At 53.9% G+C, this 2234-nt stretch carries 2 protein-coding genes and 1 pseudogene; 1 reads left to right on the plus strand and 2 read right to left on the minus strand.

The features are described from left to right. Together MVD07_RS05110 and MVD07_RS05115 are read right to left on the minus strand one after the other, a co-directional pair. Positions 1-176, minus strand: a pseudogene (locus tag MVD07_RS05110) (radical SAM protein); the annotation flags it as partial. 127 nt (positions 177-303) lie between these two features. Beyond that, positions 304-1347 (minus strand): P1 family peptidase, encoded by a 1044-nt coding sequence (locus tag MVD07_RS05115; protein ID WP_297499361.1) that lies wholly within the window; start codon positions 1345-1347, stop codon positions 304-306. An 82-nt stretch (positions 1348-1429) separates the two neighbouring features. On the opposite strand from MVD07_RS05115, the gene MVD07_RS05120 reads away from it, so the two are divergent. Then, positions 1430-2234: ABC transporter permease subunit (locus MVD07_RS05120; RefSeq protein ID WP_297499362.1), on the plus strand; the 805-nt coding region annotated here is incomplete at its 3' end.

The raw sequence follows: 2234 nt of genomic DNA on the forward strand, positions 1-2234 counted from the left end.
AGTCCGTAGGGTGCTTGGGGTAAAACCCCGTCCTCGTCGGGTAGCTGTGTGTCGAGGAAGTTGTAAATCCAGGTGGGGAGTTTGCCGTAGGGAGCACAGCCGAGGAAGTCAAGTAGGGGGACGTCGTGGTAGGTGCTTGTTAGGGTCTCGTCCGTGGTTAAAACGATCCTGGTCATCTTCACCACCATATCTCTGAAAGAATATCTTCATATTTAAGAATTTTGATTTTCAAAGTTTAAACCTCTTACGAGCTTTAAGCACCGTAGTTATAACGTAAAACCAAGGTATGAAGTAGAGTTCAATCTAAAACCCAGAGCTCTTGGAGCGCTCTTCTAGTAACGGGAGAATTTTCTCAATGGGTAACCTGTACCTCACATGTTTGTTGCCCTTCATTGTTTCCGCCTGGAGGAGGGCGTTTAGTATAGCCTCCTCCGTTGCCTCCGCCGTTGCCCGAAAGAGCCTACTGAGAGAATTGTCCGGTAGAAAGCTCACAAGCTCGGGCTCCTCCCCAACTGGAACGGTTTGGGCCGTTGAAAAGGCTAAAACAACGTCACCACTCCCGTGATAGGCGTAGCCACCAGTTCTCGCGAGGCCTACCACTGTTCTCTTCGCGAGCCTCCTTAACTGCCTCGCAGTGAGCGGGGCGTCCGTCGCTACAACTATCGAGATGCTCCCCTTGCCGGAGGTGCCCCTTCTGGGGTAGTCCCTCAGGTGAAGGCCGACCGGGACTCCAGCGATGGTAAGGTCTTCCCTCCTCCCGAAGTTCGCTAGGACGAGGGATGCCACCGTGTACTCTTCCCCTCCTATCTCAACGACCCTCGACGATGAACCTACTCCACCCTTGAACTCAAAGGCGCTCATTCCCGTTCCTGCTCCAACCGAGCCCTCCTCGAAGTCCAGCTTTGCGTTCTTCACTGCCTCGAAGTAATGCTCCTCACGAACGGGCATCTTCCTTATGTCGCTCAGGTAGGAATCGTTGCACTCCATGACAACTGGAGAAACGCTCTTCAAATCCGGGTTCAGCTCGATCATGTGCTTTACCATTGCGCTCGCGACTGTGTAGACACCCAGAGTGTTGGTTAGAGCTACCGGCGTCTCGATGTAGCCAAGCTCCTCAACCTGAACGAAGCCTATCGGCTTTGAGAAGCCGTTCATGACGAAGGTTGAAGCGAAGAGCCTCTCGTGGTAGGGGTTTTCTACCGGTGGCAAAAGAACGGTAACGCCCGTTCTGATGCTCTCTCCTTCTATGAGGGTGCTGTGGCCGACCTTAATGCCCAAATCCCCTATAGAGTTTCTCCTCCCATGATCATAAAGTCCGATCCTTATCCCAAGATCCGGAGCCTTCATGGCATCACCGGAGGAACTTGGTCTATGAACTTAAGGGCTTTGCTAATCAATACTTATAAACCCTCAAAACCGAGTTTTGGCCATGAGGTTCAGGATCGCTCACCTCGTCCTCCTCGTCCCGGTTGCATTCCTGCTGGTCTTCTTCTACCTCCCCATAGCCAGCGTGCTCAAGCTGGGCCTCTGGGAGAATGGGTTCACCCTCTCCCCCATCATCTCGGTCATCGGGAACAGCTACCACAGGAGGGTAATAGCCTTCACTATCGGCCAGGCTCTCGCCTCGACCCTGCTTACTCTGGCCATGGGACTCCCCGGGGCTTACATCTTCGCCAACTATGAATTCCCAGGCAAGAGGGCCATAAAGGCCCTGCTCACGGTTCCCTTCGTGATGCCGAGCATAATGGTCGCCCTAGGCTTTGTCATCCTCTTCGGGAGGGACGGAATTATAGCGGACCTAATCGGCCACGAGCTTGGGATCATCTACACTTGGAAGGCGATCCTGCTCGCTCACGCCTTCTACAACTTTCCCATTGTTGTCAGGATGGTTTCGGCGCTCTGGCAGAGGGTAAACCCCCACTACGAGGAGGCGGCTATGGCCCTTGGGGCGAGAGGCTGGAGGCTCTTCTGGAAGGTCACACTACCGCTGATCTCTCCAGCTATTTTTGCCTCCGCAATGCTCACCTTCGTCTTCTGCTTTCTTAGCTTCTCGATACCCCTCATCCTCGGGGGCTACCGCTACGCCACCATCGAGGTTGACATATTCACCTCCGTCATGACTCTCCTAGACTTCCGGACTGGGGCCGCTCTGGCGATCATCCAGATTTCCCTGAGCGGACTTTTCATGTACCTCTACCTCAAGAGCCTTGAGGCCTACTCAAAGAGGGAGGAGC

The sequence above is a fragment of the Thermococcus sp. genome (genome assembly GCF_027008145.1).
GTDB lineage: Archaea > Methanobacteriota_B > Thermococci > Thermococcales > Thermococcaceae > Thermococcus.

Excerpts from the sequence above, each read along its gene's own strand:
- MVD07_RS05115 (WP_297499361.1), bottom strand. The coding sequence starts at position 1,347 with ATGAAGGCTCCGGATCTTGGGATAAGGATCGGACTTTATGATCATGGG.